The sequence below is a fragment of the Zhongshania sp. genome (genome assembly GCF_041584495.1).
Lineage (GTDB): Bacteria > Pseudomonadota > Gammaproteobacteria > Pseudomonadales > Spongiibacteraceae > Spongiibacter.
In genome coordinates, this window is the sequence record NZ_JBFHDY010000026.1 from 19,519 (window position 1) to 34,090 (window position 14,572).

16 protein-coding genes are annotated in these 14,572 nt (G+C 50.1%); 6 read left to right on the plus strand and 10 right to left on the minus strand.

Annotated elements, in window-relative coordinates:
• The first annotated feature begins 8 nt into the window (after positions 1-8).
• Positions 9-773: a CsiV family protein gene (locus ABYP33_RS06815; protein ID WP_373089751.1), complete on the plus strand. Its 765-nt coding sequence runs from the start codon at positions 9-11 to the stop codon at positions 771-773.
• Positions 774-816: 43 nt separating this feature from the next.
• Here ABYP33_RS06815 and ABYP33_RS06820 read toward each other — a convergent pair whose 3' ends face one another.
• The gene (locus ABYP33_RS06820; protein ID WP_373089753.1) at positions 817-1,560 is read right to left on the minus strand and encodes an S-methyl-5'-thioinosine phosphorylase; all 744 of its coding nucleotides are present in this window, start codon (positions 1,558-1,560) and stop codon (positions 817-819) included.
• On the minus strand, positions 1,553-2,671 hold the full coding sequence (locus ABYP33_RS06825; protein ID WP_373089756.1) for a mechanosensitive ion channel family protein: 1,119 nt from the start codon (positions 2,669-2,671) through the stop codon (positions 1,553-1,555). The genes ABYP33_RS06820 and ABYP33_RS06825 overlap by 8 nt, the downstream gene beginning before the upstream one ends.
• 255 nt (positions 2,672-2,926) lie before the next feature.
• On the opposite strand from ABYP33_RS06825, the gene ABYP33_RS06830 reads away from it, so the two are divergent.
• The 3 genes from ABYP33_RS06830 (at position 2,927) to ABYP33_RS06840 (ending at position 4,514) form a co-directional block, all read left to right on the plus strand.
• Entirely contained in the window at positions 2,927-3,247 is a 321-nt protein-coding gene (locus ABYP33_RS06830) for a DUF6763 family protein (RefSeq protein ID WP_373089758.1), read from the plus strand.
• A 242-nt stretch (positions 3,248-3,489) separates the two neighbouring features.
• Positions 3,490-4,092 carry a transcriptional repressor LexA gene (lexA, locus tag ABYP33_RS06835; protein WP_373089760.1) on the plus strand — a complete coding sequence of 201 codons (603 nt, stop codon included), beginning with the start codon at positions 3,490-3,492 and terminating at the stop codon, positions 4,090-4,092.
• A gap of 5 nt (positions 4,093-4,097) precedes the next feature.
• Complete coding sequence (locus tag ABYP33_RS06840) at positions 4,098-4,514, plus strand: hypothetical protein (protein WP_373089762.1); 417 nt, start codon at positions 4,098-4,100, stop codon at positions 4,512-4,514.
• Positions 4,515-4,568: 54 nt separating this feature from the next.
• On the opposite strand, the gene ABYP33_RS06845 is transcribed toward ABYP33_RS06840, so the two are convergent.
• The 5 genes from ABYP33_RS06845 to ABYP33_RS06865 form a co-directional block, all read right to left on the minus strand.
• Positions 4,569-4,832 carry a hypothetical protein gene (locus ABYP33_RS06845; RefSeq protein ID WP_373089764.1) on the minus strand — a complete coding sequence of 88 codons (264 nt, stop codon included), beginning with the start codon at positions 4,830-4,832 and terminating at the stop codon, positions 4,569-4,571.
• 91 nt (positions 4,833-4,923) lie between these two features.
• Complete coding sequence (locus ABYP33_RS06850) at positions 4,924-5,409, minus strand: hypothetical protein (RefSeq protein WP_373089766.1); 486 nt, start codon at positions 5,407-5,409, stop codon at positions 4,924-4,926.
• Positions 5,410-8,121 (minus strand): type I DNA topoisomerase, encoded by a 2,712-nt coding sequence (gene topA, locus ABYP33_RS06855; RefSeq protein WP_373089768.1) that lies wholly within the window; start codon positions 8,119-8,121, stop codon positions 5,410-5,412.
• A gap of 117 nt (positions 8,122-8,238) precedes the next feature.
• Complete coding sequence (locus ABYP33_RS06860; RefSeq protein WP_373089770.1) at positions 8,239-8,496, minus strand: DUF1653 domain-containing protein; 258 nt, start codon at positions 8,494-8,496, stop codon at positions 8,239-8,241.
• Positions 8,483-8,968: a hypothetical protein gene (locus ABYP33_RS06865; protein WP_373089772.1), complete on the minus strand. Its 486-nt coding sequence runs from the start codon at positions 8,966-8,968 to the stop codon at positions 8,483-8,485. The genes ABYP33_RS06860 and ABYP33_RS06865 overlap by 14 nt, the downstream gene beginning before the upstream one ends.
• An 84-nt stretch (positions 8,969-9,052) precedes the next feature.
• On the opposite strand from ABYP33_RS06865, the gene ABYP33_RS06870 reads away from it, so the two are divergent.
• Entirely contained in the window at positions 9,053-9,493 is a 441-nt protein-coding gene (locus ABYP33_RS06870; RefSeq protein ID WP_373089775.1) for a universal stress protein, read from the plus strand.
• A 20-nt stretch (positions 9,494-9,513) separates the two neighbouring features.
• Here ABYP33_RS06870 and ABYP33_RS06875 read toward each other — a convergent pair whose 3' ends face one another.
• A complete protein-coding gene (locus ABYP33_RS06875; RefSeq protein ID WP_373089778.1) occupies positions 9,514-11,412 on the minus strand; it encodes an ATP-binding cassette domain-containing protein in 1,899 nt (632 codons plus the stop codon).
• Between the two features lie 96 nt (positions 11,413-11,508).
• Between ABYP33_RS06875 and ABYP33_RS06880 the strand changes: the two genes are divergently transcribed.
• Positions 11,509-13,446, plus strand: coding sequence for a transglycosylase SLT domain-containing protein (locus ABYP33_RS06880; protein WP_373089781.1), 1,938 nt, complete (start codon positions 11,509-11,511; stop codon positions 13,444-13,446).
• Here ABYP33_RS06880 and ABYP33_RS06885 read toward each other — a convergent pair.
• Positions 13,443-14,249 carry an MOSC domain-containing protein gene (locus tag ABYP33_RS06885; protein ID WP_373089784.1) on the minus strand — a complete coding sequence of 269 codons (807 nt, stop codon included), beginning with the start codon at positions 14,247-14,249 and terminating at the stop codon, positions 13,443-13,445. The two genes, ABYP33_RS06880 and ABYP33_RS06885, sit on opposite strands and share 4 nt — an antisense overlap.
• Positions 14,246-14,572 (minus strand): glutaredoxin family protein (locus ABYP33_RS06890; protein WP_373089786.1); only part of this gene is annotated, 327 nt, incomplete at its 5' end. The genes ABYP33_RS06885 and ABYP33_RS06890, both read right to left, overlap by 4 nt.

Consider the following 14,572-nt stretch of genomic DNA (forward strand, 5'->3'; position numbering starts at 1 on the left):
CGAGCACTATGAGTACACTAGATCACCGCCGTTACTACCCCCTACTCCTGCTACTGCTATGGGGATTTAGCGCTGCGGCTTTCGGCCAAAATACCGATCGATTTCATATTGATATGGTGGTCTATGCCAATAATGATCCTGGCAATATGTATGAAGAAGACTGGCCAGACAATGTGCATTTACGCTACCCGAGAAAATGGGTGCGCCTGCAGACCAACACCAACTCACCGCGCATTGTCGACCGCAGCGATCCGGAATTTGCTAAAGTGGCCCAATCCCTGCGCATGTCGTCCCGATACAAACCCCTATTTCTCGCCAGCTGGGAGCAAGACCTTCTACCGCGCAAAAAATCCCCGGCTATTTTGATTCAAGGGGGCAGGCAATTTGGAAAGCACTATGAGCTCGAGGGCTATATTCGCATTGCTGTAGAACGCTATCTTCATATCGACACTAATCTATGGCTGGTACGCTACGGTAGCCGCAGCGGTAATTATTATTTACCACACCAACCGCAAAGCTATGATGAACCTGAAGAACTGTATTCACTGACCGACACGGCCTTTGAAAGCAGTCCAGAGCACCTCCAATTTAAGCAACAAAACCCTGATCTTGAGCCCAGTGCACAATCTCGACAAGATATAAACTATCCTATTGAGCAAATCGTGGTGATGAAGCAGCAGCGGCGGATGCGCAGTGATGAGCTGCACTTTATTGACCACCCAAAATTTGGGGTCATTATTAAAGTAACAAAAATTACAGCGCCGAAAGAGTAAAGCGATGGCCGGAGCAACGCTCCGGCCATAATCTTAATAACAATTAATACTCGGCGATACAACGCGCCAGAATGGATTTAACCTGCACCATACCCGTATCGATAACAGCGCGGATATCTTCGATCGTAATCAAGTTATCAGTGAGCCCCGCGCCAGGGTTGACGACTAAGGATATCGACGCGTAGTCAATCCCAGCCTCTCTGGCTAAAGCCGCTTCTGGCATTGCAGTCATACCCACAATATCATTGCCGTCTCTAGCAAGACGGCGTATTTCTGCTGCCGTTTCTAAACGCGGCCCCTGGGTCACTGCATAAACCCCGTAATCTTCAATGGCAATATTGGCATCAACCGCAGCATTCGCCAGACGAGAACGCAAATCCTGACTATAGGGGAAGCTAAAATCTATATGCTCTACTTTGCCATTTTCACCATCAAAAAAGGTGTGCTGGCGCCCCCAAGTGTAATCATTAATTTGATCTGGAATAGTAATAACACCCGCGACAAAGCGCTCGCTAATGCCCCCTACCGCATTGACTGCGATCAAGGCATCCACACCGGCCTGCTGCAGCGCGGCAATATTCGCCCGGTAGTTAATCGCATGTGGTGGTATTTCATGCCCGTGACCATGACGGGCAAGAAACAAAAACTCGGCAGACTCATAGCGTATCCGTTGAAGTAAGGCACTGGGCGCACCGTAGGGCGTATCCAATGCGGTCTCTTCAAGCACCTCGGCACCAGGCCAGTCACATAATCCCGTTCCGCCAATAACCGCTATTGTTTTACCCATTTTTAAACTCCGCAGTGTGCCCTTGGGCGCTTTCTATTGTAATAGGATCAAGCTTAACAGTGGTTGTAGGAAAGGCCACGTCGCCACCAAGCTCATGAATGATATTTAGAATTTTCAGCAGTACATCTTGCTTAATTTTATGGTATTCAACCCAATTTGTGGTTTTGGTAAATGTATAAACAAAAAAATCTAAAGACGACGCATTGTAAGTATTGAAATTAACGATCAGCGTCTTACCTAAGTCGATGTCGGCATGATCTTCTAACATCGCCCTGACCCGATTGATAATCTCCGGCAGGCATCCGGCATCTTCATAACGCACGCCAATCGTTTCATAAATACGTCGATTTAACATTCGCGACGGGTTTTCTACCGAGATTTGCGCAAATGTTGCATTCGGTACGTACAAGGGCCGCTGATCGAAAGTGCGAATGCGAGTTTGGCGCCAACCGATATTTTCTACCGTGCCTTCAATATTTTTGTCAGGAGAGCGTATCCAGTCGCCAACCGAAAAGGGTCGATCTAAATACACCATTAGACCACCGAAAAAATTAGCCAGTAAATCTTTAGCGGCAAAACCCACCGCAATACCACCAATACCCCCAAAGGCCAAAACGCCGGAAATACTGTAGCCGAGGTTCTGTAAAATCATGAGACCAGAAACAATAATCACCGCAGAGCGCACTAATTTACCAAGCGCCATCACCGTTGTGCGATCAACCGCCTCCTCGCGAGCAGTGTATTCATCGGACAACAGTCGCCGCTCAACCTGATGCACCAAAGCCACTAAAAACCACGCAAGAATTAACACCACACCAACCGCACGCAGCGAATCCAGTGCCGAGAAAATTTCCGCCTCGGTCGACCGACCAATAATTTCTAATACATGGCTCGCACCTACCGCCCAAACCATCAACACCGCTGGGCGCCGCGCTGCTTCCAACAAGGCGTCATCCCAGAGGTTATGTGTAGTTGAAAATTTAAGTGCTAAACGCGTCATTAATCTACTAACAATTAAATTTGCTACCAAAATAATCAGCACAACAATAAATACATCGCCCAACCACGGATATTGATCTGGTTGAAAACTGTCCCACCACTGCTTAAACATCACTGTAATCCGTCATCATTTCTATACAATTTCATTTCTAAGCCAACTCGGCTTATACAAATGCACCATAAAAACCTTATTTATAAATAAATAAGCGGGTTAAAAAAAGAGGCTAGCCTACTGAATATACAGTGAAATGTCGTAAAGACCCACAGTCAGCCGCACGCGCACCTTATTCGGCTAGCGAAAAATACCTACTAGACAGCATTTTCCTAAGTGTTAGTTTGAAGGCAGGCTTTAGCAGAGGTGGCGATCATGGCAAAACTAAGACCCCTAGTCGGTAAATGGTACAAGGATATGGAATCTGAGCAACTTTTTGAAGTTGTTGCTGTTGACGACGACAGCGACTCAGTTGAAGCACAATTAATTGATGGCGAATTATGCCAATACGACATGGAAAGCTGGCGACAACTATGCTTAGAGCAAGTTGAAGAGCCAGAAGACTGGCGGAATGCTTTTGAATTGAGTGATGATGACTATCGCTTTCTCGACGACACAATGGTTCCCGAGAATTGGAATAACCCCTTATCCGAAATCGAAAGTGACGTCATCAACGGTCTACTCGACGAATACTAAAATTAAATTCATGCTTTAGCCGCAAGCGTATAGTAATAAAACCGCCCTAGGTGATTCTGGGCGGTTTTTTTATGCCTTATAACTGCGCGACGCACAAACGCTTGCGTCAACCCAGCGACCAAAGGAATGCTATCAGAAGTTAAATGCAAATCGCCTAGGTGTATTTTTCTGTCAAAGTCTTGCCATACCAAAAACACTGTATATACTAACAGTACCTGTATAGATAAACAGATACTAAATTTATGGAAAAACTTACTGCACGGCAAGCTCAAATTTTGCAACTAATCAAAGACCATATTGCCGATACCGGCTACCCGCCAACTCGCGCAGATATTGCCCGGGTACTCGGCTTCCGCTCGCCTAACGCCGCAGAAGAACACCTAAAAGCCCTCGCCCGCAAAGGCGCTATTGAGATTATTGCTGGCGCATCCAGAGGCATACGTCTACCCGAAAATTTAGGTATTCCTATTATAGGGCGTGTCGCCGCAGGTAACCCCATCCTGGCTGAAGCCAACATTGAAGATTACTGCGATATGCCCGCGTCAATTTTCTCTCCCAGCGCTGATTATTTCCTGCGAGTTAAGGGCGACAGCATGATCAACGTCGGAATTTTTGATGATGATCTTTTAGCAGTGCACCGCTGCAGTGAAGCGCGCAACGGCCAAATAGTGGTCGCGCGGATCGACAATGAAGTCACGGTAAAACGCTTTCAGCAACAAAAAAGTAAATACCACGTTTCTCTGATTGCAGAAAATTCAGACTACGAGCCTATTCAAGTAGATTTGCGGAAACAGGAATTTGCTATAGAAGGTTTAAGTGTTGGTGTACTAAGACGCAGGAGCTAAATGACATGACTTGTATAGAACAGATACCACTACACTACGCATCTGAGTCGGCTGTTGCCGCAGGCCAGATTACAGAAATCACCATGCATAGCGATGCACACCTATCCAAACCCTTATTGGCGGCCATGCTCATACAGCTCAGCGCTAATTCCGACCAACGCTGGCTATGCTGGGTTGCAGACCGCCCCTTAAAACCATTGCTCAGCGCCTCTAGCCATCAGCACGGTCAAAAAATTCTGCAGGTGGTGTCTAACAGCCAACGGGATCTGAGTGAAATTGCTATCCGCGCCCTTGAGCGAGGTAAAAGTCACACTGTAGCGATATTGCTAGAAAGACCACTGCGCGACAATGAACGTCGAGCACTGGCTACGGCAGCCAAGGCTGGTGCGGCAGAATGCTTAGTGATTCTGATGCAGGCCTAGCGTACAAACGAAGCGCGCTAAGCCACCGCCACCGTGGCTGAGGCGTATAATCGTTTAATGGATGATTTTAGATTGTAATTCCGACTCATCTAAATCGGCGTCAGCCTCGTCGGCAAAGCCTTCATCAGCAGCGGCAATAGACACCGCCTCAATACCAGCCTGCACCATGGCGCGGGCAATCTCGAGACATGAGCCGTTAATATGCTCGCGGGTCTCCTCGGAAAAACGAATCGTCACCAGAGGGTTTTCATCACCTTCCGAGCGCTGTAAAACAACGTCACCGTTAGCAAGCTCAACCAATTCTAAATATGACAGCACAAAGAATTCCTTGATATTTCAAACGTCAACGCGACGTCGTTGACAGTATTGTATCAAACCTCGTCAGCCTGACGCCAATTGCAGGCCTAATTCAATACTCCATCAAGGTCGCGCGATGGCGGGCAACTGTCGATTTCAACTCGATGAGACACTCGGCCAAATCAGGCTTCACAGCCGATTCCGACTGACCATCCCACGCCAAAACACCTTGTGGTGCACGATTAGTAGTGGCCGCTTGGACAAAGGGATAATTTATAATTGTCGCAAGCCAGCCTGGCTCAACTTCCCGCCCAGCCAATTCCTCAATCTCTGGTGGCAGCTCATCAGCCATCAGCGAGCGCGCATTAAACTGCCCCAACGGCAATAGCAGCCCAAACTTAGGCTGCTGATCAATGAGATCGGCAAGATGGCACTGGTAAGCCAGTAGAAGTTGCCATACCAGCGAATCCGATATCGCTCGCTGAATATGCCCACCCCAACCACGCGGGTCAGAGGCCTCTAATTGGGCGAGATACTGCTCAGCAAAGTAAATATGCAAATTGCACTGACCGCGATAACTTTCCTTTACACTAGCCAATTACTTGCTCGCCTTCGTCTTTTTAGCAGGCGCTTTCTTAGCAGCGGCCTTTGCTGAGGTCGCCTTGGTCGTTTTTGCCGCCTTTTCACGCACCACCCACTTATCGTTTTCGTAAAAGGCCGCCCAGCCTGACGGTTTCCCATCGACCTCAGTCTGCACATACTGTTCTTTCGTTTTTCGACTGTAGCGAATAACAGCATCCCGACCCGCGTTATCCTGAGCTGGCGCCTTGAACAAAAAGGCGTATTTCTCGTCTATTTCACTCTGATGAGGTAATATTTCTTTAAGCAGCGGCGCCCTAGTCTCCCGGTTGCGGGGAAAGCCGCTCGCGGCCAAAAACAGCCCCGCCGCGCCGTCGCGAAGAATATAGTGATCATCAACTTTTTCGCACTGCAACTCAGGCATAGGCACTGGATCCATCTTCGGCGGCGCGGCCTCACCACTGCGTAATAATTTGCGGGTATTCTTACAGTCTTCACCGGTGCAGCCAAAATACTTACCAAAGCGGCCAGTTTTGAGCTGCATATCCTGCCCACACTTGTCGCATTCAATGAGTGGGCCTTCGTAGCCTTTAACTTTAAAGCTGCCCTGCTCTATCTCGTGACCACTGCAATCTGGGTTATTGCCACAAATATGTAATTTTCGCGTGGCGTCAATAACATAACTTTCCATGGCGGTATTACATATACCGCAGCGATGCTTGCTGCGCAGCACCTTAGACTCCGCCTCTTCATCATCACTATCAATACTGACAAAGTCTTCGGCGGGCACCAAATTAATGGTTTGTTTGCAACGCTCCTTCGGCGGCAATGCGTAACCGGAACAGCCTAAGAACACACCGGTGCTGGCAGTACGAATCTGCATAGTTCGACCGCAATTCGGACATGGAATTTCTGTCCCAGTCGGCACATTATTTCGCATGCCCGCATCTTCAGCTTCGGCAGCTTCAAGGGTTTTGCGGAACTCCGAATAAAACTCGTCGAGCAGTTTTTTCCAGTTTTTGTCACCTTCAGCCACTTCATCTAACAGCTCTTCCATACGCGCAGTGAAGCTGTAATCCAATAAATTGCTAAAGCTCTCTACGAGGCGATCGGTAACAATATCACCCATTTTTTCAGCATAAAAACGCCGATTATCGACCCGCACATAACCCCGATCTTGGATCGTAGAAATGATCGCAGCGTAAGTTGACGGTCGGCCAATCCCGCGCTTTTCCAACTCTTTAACCAGTGCCGCTTCAGAATAACGCGGTGATGGCTTGGTAAAATGCTGGCTAGGATCAACTTTAACAAGTTCAAGCCGATCACCCACTTTGACATCAGGCAGTTCTTGATCTTCTTCCTTTTTGCTCACATTCGGCGGCTGCACTTTCATAAAACCGTCAAACAAAACCACACGGCCGCGAGTGCGCAATTCATAATCACCAGCCGTAACCACAACGGAGGTGCTGGTAAAGCTGGCAGACGCCATTTGACACGCAACAAACTGGCGCCAAATCAATACATAAAGCCGTTCGGCGTCGCGTTCCATACCCGCCAGTTGAGTCGGTTCAATATTCACATCGGAAGGCCGAATTGCCTCGTGAGCTTCTTGCGCCCCCTCCTTGCTCGAATACGACTTCGGGGCCTCCGGCAAATAAGCCTTGGGGAAATTACTGCTGATATAGTCCCGGCAAGCCGCTACCGCGTCGACACTCAAATTCGTCGAATCGGTACGCATATAGGTGATATAACCGGCCTCATAGAGCCGTTGCGCCATCATCATGGTTTTCTTAACACCGAAGCCTAGCCGTGTACTCGCCGCCTGTTGCAGGGTCGAGGTAATATACGGCGCACTCGGGTGACTTTTCGTTGGCTTATCTTCACGCGCAGTTACCGTGTATTCAGCACTGCGTAAAGCCGCTGTTGCGGCCATTGCATCCGCTTCATTATCAGGGCGGAAATTGGCGCCCGACTGCTTTTTCACTTCGAGACGGAGCTGACCTGCCGCAGAGCTGTTGTCGGTATGAATTTGCCAGTATTCCTCGGGTATAAAGGCCCGAATTTCTTTTTCGCGGTCAACCACCAAGCGCACCGCAACCGACTGGACTCGGCCTGCAGAAAGGCCCCGAGCAATTTTTGCCCAAAGCAATGGTGACACCATATAGCCCACCACACGGTCTAAGAAACGGCGCGCTTGCTGGGCATTGACCCGATCAATATCCAGCTCGGTTGGCTTTTCAAATGCGGCCTGAATGGCCTTTTTGGTAATTTCATTAAACACCACACGCTTGTAGCGGCTAGCGTCACCGCCAATAGCCTCGCGTAGATGCCAAGCGATAGCCTCTCCCTCGCGGTCCAAATCCGTTGCGAGGTAGATGGTGTCGGCATTTTCGGCCAATTTTTTCAGCTCACTGACAACCTTTTCCTTGCCCGGCAAAATTTCGTAGTGCGCAGCCCAATCTTTTTCTGGATCAATTCCCATGCGCGCAATAAGCTGCTGACGCGACTTCGCCTTTTTATGAATTGCTTTTTCTTCAGGCGCCATTTTACGTGTCAGCGCGGCCGCTTTAGCGCGCTCTTTAGGGTCTACCGTGCTGGCTTTTGCACTACCACTGGTTGGCAGGTCACGAATATGGCCAATACTGGACTTAACGATGAACTCGGAGCCCAAATACTTGTTAATGGTCTTCGCCTTAGCTGGCGATTCCACAATAACCAAAGATTTGCCCATATTATCCTTCTGCGATTAAGGTAAGTGCATGACGCCTTAGCGGCGAGAGGCGACATATATAAGTGTTCATTTCGTCAGGGTCAAGGGGATAGCCATGGCTTTTTTATGCCAAGGGGTTCACACCAAGGCATCATTAGCGGGTTTGACCAGCTCAAAGCGAGGCAATGTTTTTCCTTTATATTCAACAAGTTCCGTAAACATCGCCAAGGGTCTAACCCAAAGTGCAGTAGCGCCGTAAAGCGGCCGATAAACAACCAGCAATTCTTCTGTCTCGCTGTGGGTTGCCACTTCGTATACTTGGTATTCACCCCCTTTATAATGGCGATACAAGCCCCTCGGAATATCCGTACACGTCAAACTTTTATCTTGTGGCAATTTCCAGCCTTCCTTTTTCAATAATCGTGTTAAGACACAGCGCGATATCGGCCACAAGCAGCTCATCTGCCTGACGCTCCCGCCAGTAAACATGGAGACCAATTGGCGTGAATTCAAGCATCGTTGCGTCATTTGGTAGTAAATTGCGACACTCATTAATGAGCGTCAAAATTTCTGGGCTGCAGGGCTTCAGATCATCTTCCCCCTCAGGAATATCCAACAGCCAGCACTTCCATGCCGGCAGCGGGTTTTTGTTGTGCACTGGGCGGGTATAACAAACACCAAAAACATCGTCCTCGCGCCGGACTCGCTCGCGGCGAGACTTTGGCATGGCAACAACTTTTACGGACAAGCCATGCGCGCGCGCAGCAGCCCTCACTGCGGCCTGCTGGGATTGGCGCCGTGAGGGCAAAATCCACATGATTGGCGCCAACATAAAGCCAATTACTGCAAAGCCAATTAACCAGGCCATAAATTTCCTTTGCTAAATACTGGACAGTTGGCAGGCTTTATACCTTAATTAGTGAGTCAATTGCGAATATAGTTGGAGCCCAAAATGCCAAACTACCGGCGCATCCTAGCCGCGATAGATCTCTCAGATGAAGCCGACGCTGTATTAGAGCGGGCCGCAGGCATGGCGACCCAACACGGCGCGGAGTTACATTTATTACACGTGGTAGAGCCACTAAGTCTCGCCTACGGCGGCGACATTCCCATGGATTTCTCTGAAGTTCAGCAGCAGCTGCAGCAACAGGCCGAGACTGCATTAGACAAGTATGCACAGCGTTTAAATATTGCCAAAAAACAATGCCACTTACTCACGGGCAGGCCCGACGCACAGATTCATGAATTATGCAAAAACCTAGGCGCCGACCTGATTATCGTCGGCAGCCATGGCCGCAAAGGCTTGGCGCTGCTCTTAGGGTCCACTGCGAACGGCGTATTACATGGCGCCGAGTGCGATGTGCTCGCCGTGCGTGTTGGCCGCCAAGACTAAATTAACGAGGCCTAACGAGCTTACTCTGCCAATTCAAGCCAACGCTCCATACAGTGATCTAACTCAGCTTGCGTCGCAGTGATTTTATCCAAGACTTCGGCAATAACGCTGGGATCTTGCTGATAAAATCCTGCACTACCTGACTTCTCGGCGAGTTGTTCAAGACTTAGCTCTAAGTTTTCAATTTTACTTGGCAGTCCATCTAATTCGCGCTGTTCTTTGTAGCTGAGCTTGCGGGCTTTGAGGCTAGTCTTTGGCGTCGCCACAGCGTGAGCTGCTGGCAACGACGGTGACGGACTAGCCGCTGCCGCCTTTTGCTGTGCGAGCCTGCGCGACATATAGGCAGACACCTCGCTATAGCCGCCAATGTGCTCACTAATGACGCCTTGGCCTTCAAATAACAGACAGCTACTCGCCACACTATCAACAAACGAGCGATCGTGACTTACCAGCAGCACCGTACCGCTAAATTCAACCAAGAGGCTTTCCAGCAGCTCGAGAGTTTCCATGTCCAGATCGTTAGTTGGTTCATCCATTACCAACACATTTGCCGGCTGACTAAACAAACAGGCCAACTGAACGCGGGCGCGCTCACCGCCAGATAAGACCCCAAAGTGACTACGCGCCCGCTCAGGGCTAAACAAAAAATCACCAAGGTAACTCATGATATGGCGGTCTTTACCGTTGATCGTGACGGCATCACGGCCCTGACCAACAATATCAACGACTCGCTGACTTTCGTCTATACGATCACGAAGCTGATCAAAATAGGCCACCTGCAGATTGGTACCGGCCTTCACTGTGCCGGATTGCGCCTCTAGCTCCCCTAAGATCAGACGCAGCAAAGTGGTTTTACCGGCGCCATTCGGACCGATAAGGGCCAGTTTATCGCCACGACAAACCAGCAAGGATAAATTATCCACAAGCAGTTTACCCGGTACCGAAAACGACACATCGGTGAGCTCAGCAACAATTTTACCAGTACGGTCTGCCTGATTGACGCTGAGATTGGCCGACCCAGACTGAACGCGGCGCCGCGACCGTTCAGAGCGCATACGCTCTAGGGCTCTAACACGACCCTCATTCCGCGTGCGGCGCGCCTTAATACCCTGGCGAATCCACACCTCCTCTTGCGCCAAGCGCTTGTCAAACAAGGCGTTATGCTCAGCCTCAATTTCGAGTGCATGTTCACGAAGCTCTAAATAGCGAGTGTAATTGGTGTCGTAATTTGTCAGTATGCCGCGATCCAGTTCAACGATACGAGTGGCGAGCTTTTCAATTAAGGCCCGGTCGTGCGTAACAAACAACACGCAGCCCTGAAAAGACATTACACACTGCTCCAGCCACAATATACCATCCAGGTCTAAGTGGTTGGTCGGCTCGTCCAACAGCAAAATATCGGGATCGCAAACTAGCGCTCGAGCCAAGGCCACACGGCGCCGCCAGCCCCCAGACATACTGCACACCTTGGCATCGGCGTCTAATTCAAGGCGCGTTAAAATATTGTCGATTCGCTGCTGGAACGACCAGCCATCATTGGCCTCGATCTCCCGCTGCAAATGCTCTAGCTCTTTTAGCTCGGCGTCGCCCATATCACCGATAATAAGTTCATGATAACGGCGCAACACCTTACCCAAACCCGCAAGACCATCGGCGACCACGTCGTAAATAGTTTCATCTGGGGAGGCAAAATCCAAGGTTTGCTCCATGCGCGCCATCTTAACACCAGGCTGGCGCCAAACTTCACCAGCATCAACAGCGGCACTGCCTTCCACAATTCGCAGTAAAGTCGATTTTCCGCAACCGTTTCGTCCTAGCAAACAAACTCGATCACCGGCTTCGAGTTGTAATTCGGCGTTATCCAGTACAATCTGTTGTCCAATACTATGCTGTAATTGTGTAGCACGTAACAAAGGCATATATTTGATCCAATATAGAGTCGGCAAAGGCCGTGAGGCCTCAGCAAAGTCTTTTAACTCATCGAAAATTCACACGTTATGCAAGGCTGCAGGGATATGAACCGCTTTTTTACACTCTTGGTCGTACTGCTAGTCCAGGCGACAACCGTTATTGCCGATCCCGCGACGGATAACAGCAGGAGATTATACCGCGAAGCACTCACTGAAATCAGCCGTGGCCGCATAGCCAATGCCGAAAAGCTGACCCCACAGCTCAGCAATTACGCGTTGTATCCCTATTTAGAGCTGGAATTACTCAAAGCTCAGATAAACCAGGCCTCACAACAAACTATTGACGTCTATCTACAGCAGTATGGTGACACCATCACCGGGCAGCGCATCAGGCTAACATGGCTGAATAAATTACAGCGCAACCGCAACTGGATGCTTTACACCCAGTACTACCAAAAAAGCTCATCAGTCAAAAACCGCTGTCACTACGCCCATGCATTACGTCAAATTGGCAAACAGAGCGAGGCCAACGCCGCAATGAGCGAACTTTGGAGCACACCCTACTCGCTTCCTAAAGAATGCGACACCCCGATCAAGGAGTGGCTGAGTACCCTAAGTCCCGCCCAAATTGAACAGCAGTATTGGCACCGCGCCAATTTGGCCCTTAACAGCGGGCAAACCGATATGGCCTTTTATCTGCTCAGCAAGGTAAAGGGCAGCGATAACTATGTTAAGGTCTTGCGCAATCCCAATTTACTCTTTAGTAAAGGACTTACATTAAGCCCCAATGATCGCAGCCGCGACATCGCCGTACACACCTTAAAACGCCTCGCTAAAGGTGATTTTGAACGCACTAACACCTTGTGGCAGCAATTAGACCGCCAGCTAAAATTCACGCCAAGCCAGAATTATACCCTGCGCGACAGCATGGCGCGCCAGATTATTGCCAGCGACGCGGACTACACCCGCGACTGGGTTATGGCCACCGACCCCAACTATGAAGACCCCTACCTTACCGAGTGGCGGATTAGACTCGCCCTAAAGGACGGAGACTGGGCCGCCGTTCAACATATAACGCAATTTCTACCTGCAGATAAAAAACAGAAGGCAGACTGGCGCTACTGGGCTGCCAGAGCAGATATTGAGCTGCGCGGCGAACTCACCGTTAGCACCCAATTAGCCCTGCAAAAACTCGCGGCAGAACGTGGCTACTATAGTTTTTTAGCAGCGGATATTCTTAATGAAGATTATCAATTAAGCGCTAGCCGCACTTTAGACCCCGCATTAATTAGCGAGGTTGAACAACACAGCGCCATTGCCCGGGCGCGTGAGCTCTACCTTCTCGGTGACACCGGCACCTCAAATCTAGAGTGGGCTTATGCGATGCGAAGCTTAAATAAAGCAGAGCAAGTCGCAGCGGCGCAACTGGCACTGAACTGGGGCTGGCATTACCAGTCAATCATGACGGCCTTAAGGGCCGACGCATGGGATGATTTAGAGCTCCGTTTCCCAACCCCCCACCAAGACAATTTTCGCAAGGTTGCCAAGCGTGAAAAAATCCAGCTTAAATGGATTTACGCTATCGCCCGCCAAGAAAGTGCCTTCGCGCCCGCCGCCAACTCACCGGTTGGGGCTCGCGGACTCATGCAATTAATGCCCGGCACGGCCAAACTCGTCGCTAAGCAAATGGGACTGCCCAGCCCGAAAACCGAAGATCTCATCACTCCAGAAAAAAACATTGCGATGGGCGGTTTTTACCTCGGCCAATTACTGGAGCAGTTCGGCGGCAATCGCATATTGGCAACCGCGGCCTACAACGCCGGCCCCGGTCGTATTGAACGTGTTTTATTACGCCAAACCACAGATATGCCCGCCGACATATGGATAGAGAACCTACCCTACGGCGAAACCCGCGAGTACATTAAAAACGTATTGGCCTTCAGTGTGATCTACGCCGCCAAACTTGATTTAGAGCGACCACTACTCGCCCGAGAAGAGCGGCAAATTGGGCCCAAAAACAGCGCTACCGCACTGAAAAACTAGCTTAATGCTAGCACTTCCACCGCGTCGCCGAGCTTAATCTCACCTTCGCCGCGGTGGATCATATTTTGCCCAAAATAAACATCATCTCCGCGCTGACGGTGCGCTTTTAACAACCGGAACACATCCGGCTCTCGCGAGGCATCATCTAGATTCACCGTCGGAATTGCGCATCGCGCGCAAGGCTTCACTACGTCAAACTCAATGCCACCAACTTGAATTCGCCGCCAATCGTCCTCCGCGAACGGCGCTGCGCCCGAAATAACAATATTGGGACGAAAACGCTGCATATCCAAGTCACGACCAAGCCCAGAACTGAGCTGCTGCAAAGACGCTTCATTACAAAGTAAAAAGGGAAAACCATCGGCGAAACCGAGCCTATCGCCGCGTTCGGCAAACTGCAGATCTACCTGGCGATAGCTATAATCCGGCATGTAACAAAGCCGCAATGAAACACCAAGCTGACCACTTAGCCACCTTGCCGCCGCATCACCGGCGTCTATCGCGGTACAGCTATCCTCCCAAACATCGACGTGTCGCTCCTTTTCGCTACCAGCGAGACAAACCACGATCGCGTCAGCGGGGGAGTCCAAATGCCACAGGCAGATATCATTACCTCGATAGCCCGCGCCAATTCGACACATCTGCGGAAGCTGGCGCTGAGTCATAAACCGACCATTGTCGTCCACCAGCATCCAGCGCCGATCACGGTCTGGCCCCCAACTCGATATACGGGTACTCTCCTGACCGTGTCCGCGCAGCGACTTAACGGGATAAGAATAAAGCGCAGAAACAACCATACTCATCCCGCCACCTCTTTACTGGCAAATGCCAAGACCGCAGCGCCGTCAAACGGCCAGCGCAACTCAGCGCCACTGCCTGCGCGCGTCAACACCGGAATAGACAGCGCATAGCGCTCAAGCAATTTATCATCGTCAGCGATATCAACAACTTCAATCTGCCAATCGTAACCCTGCGCCAAAAGCTCACTTAAAACGGCTTCAGCCAATTCACACAGATGGCACGCAGAGGTGCCATACAGTACAAAAGGCGTCACCGACGCCTGCGCGTCCATGCTAATACTCCTCAATTGATATAAACCAAAGCAAAACAGCCCGGCATTGCCGGG

What these genes read in the sequence shown, in the direction of transcription:
- ABYP33_RS06815 (WP_373089751.1), top strand. Translation starts at nt 9, where the DNA reads ATGAGTACACTAGATCACCGCCGTTACTACCCCCTACTCCTGCTACTG.
- ABYP33_RS06820 (WP_373089753.1), bottom strand. Translation starts at nt 1,560, where the DNA reads ATGGGTAAAACAATAGCGGTTATTGGCGGAACGGGATTATGTGACTGG.
- ABYP33_RS06825 (WP_373089756.1), bottom strand. Translation starts at nt 2,671, where the DNA reads ATGTTTAAGCAGTGGTGGGACAGTTTTCAACCAGATCAATATCCGTGG.
- ABYP33_RS06830 (WP_373089758.1), top strand. Translation starts at nt 2,927, where the DNA reads ATGGCAAAACTAAGACCCCTAGTCGGTAAATGGTACAAGGATATGGAA.
- lexA (WP_373089760.1), top strand. Translation starts at nt 3,490, where the DNA reads ATGGAAAAACTTACTGCACGGCAAGCTCAAATTTTGCAACTAATCAAA.
- ABYP33_RS06840 (WP_373089762.1), top strand. Translation starts at nt 4,098, where the DNA reads ATGACTTGTATAGAACAGATACCACTACACTACGCATCTGAGTCGGCT.
- topA (WP_373089768.1), bottom strand. Translation starts at nt 8,121, where the DNA reads ATGGGCAAATCTTTGGTTATTGTGGAATCGCCAGCTAAGGCGAAGACC.
- ABYP33_RS06865 (WP_373089772.1), bottom strand. Translation starts at nt 8,968, where the DNA reads ATGGCCTGGTTAATTGGCTTTGCAGTAATTGGCTTTATGTTGGCGCCA.
- ABYP33_RS06870 (WP_373089775.1), top strand. Translation starts at nt 9,053, where the DNA reads ATGCCAAACTACCGGCGCATCCTAGCCGCGATAGATCTCTCAGATGAA.
- ABYP33_RS06875 (WP_373089778.1), bottom strand. Translation starts at nt 11,412, where the DNA reads ATGCCTTTGTTACGTGCTACACAATTACAGCATAGTATTGGACAACAG.
- ABYP33_RS06880 (WP_373089781.1), top strand. Translation starts at nt 11,509, where the DNA reads ATGAACCGCTTTTTTACACTCTTGGTCGTACTGCTAGTCCAGGCGACA.
- ABYP33_RS06885 (WP_373089784.1), bottom strand. Translation starts at nt 14,249, where the DNA reads ATGAGTATGGTTGTTTCTGCGCTTTATTCTTATCCCGTTAAGTCGCTG.